At 33.7% G+C, this 907-nt stretch carries 2 protein-coding genes; both read right to left on the bottom strand.

All coding sequences use genetic code 11. The features are described from left to right. The coding region (locus B0A78_RS14085) for a transposase (protein WP_249030969.1) at positions 1-314 on the bottom strand (314 nt) is incomplete at its 3' end. A 157-nt stretch (positions 315-471) separates the two neighbouring features. Further along, positions 472-855, bottom strand: a complete 384-nt coding sequence (locus tag B0A78_RS14080; RefSeq protein ID WP_014165862.1) for an ISAon1 family transposase N-terminal region protein — start codon at positions 853-855, stop codon at positions 472-474. Positions 856-907 lie beyond the last annotated feature (52 nt).

The following is a 907-nucleotide window of genomic DNA, read 5'->3' as shown; positions in this document are numbered from 1 at the left end:
TGATTCTCTTTTTCAATCTCCTCCCAGCGATATTTTATCCTTAAATGCTGGAGAGCTTCCATTACCAACTTTACCACATGGAAACGGTCTGTGACAAGGTAACTTTCAGGAAAACACATTCTTGATGCTGATTGCATATTGTTTGCCATATCAAGTGTTATCGATTTTACTTGTTTTCTATGCGAAAGTGGAATTTTAGTAACCACATCAATAATGTCCTGACTTTTGGTGCCTTTTATAACCGCCACTAAGGATTTCTTTTTGCCTCTTCCTTGTTTATTGGTTACAAAAGTATAAAGTTCACCTTTTGACAAACTTACTTCATCAATACTTAAATTCTCCCCAATATTTTCGGGGTAAATCAGATGATTTTCGGCATGTTCTAACTGTTTCCAACTTGTAAAACCACTGATTCTTTTTTTGTAATGTCTTCGCAGTAAATCAGCTTTAATGCCATAATAACTGGCAATGTTACTTATCGTATCTTCTCGGGTCTCTACCTGTACCTTTTAAAAAATCCGAAAGTTCAACAGTTAATTTGGAACCTTCTGCAATAAAAGAATAATCGCTTTTAATTTCTGACTTATCTACTGTATTTCGCCACCTACGTCTTCTGATACCTAAATAAACAGCCTTTCCTCGTATTGGAAAATCTTGTATCAAAGTACGCTCACAAAAGCCTTTTGACTCATATTCCTCTGAAATGAAACCTTCGGGAATAATGTTCTTTTCATCAAGATAGATATAAAAGCAATCCTTTTTTGTTTGAATATCTCCTAATTCTATAAAATCAACAATATCAAAATGACATAATAATTCTTCGGGTAGAAAAGCAGAAAGTATCGAAAAATCCATTTACTTTTTTTGTCGCAATTTACAATTACTCCCCATATTTTTTATGTGAGCC

The organism is Flavobacterium columnare NBRC 100251 = ATCC 23463 (genome assembly GCF_002530675.1).
In the GTDB taxonomy this organism is placed as follows: Bacteria; Bacteroidota; Bacteroidia; order Flavobacteriales; family Flavobacteriaceae; genus Flavobacterium; species Flavobacterium columnare.
This window is presented reverse-complemented; position numbering and strand designations above follow the sequence as displayed.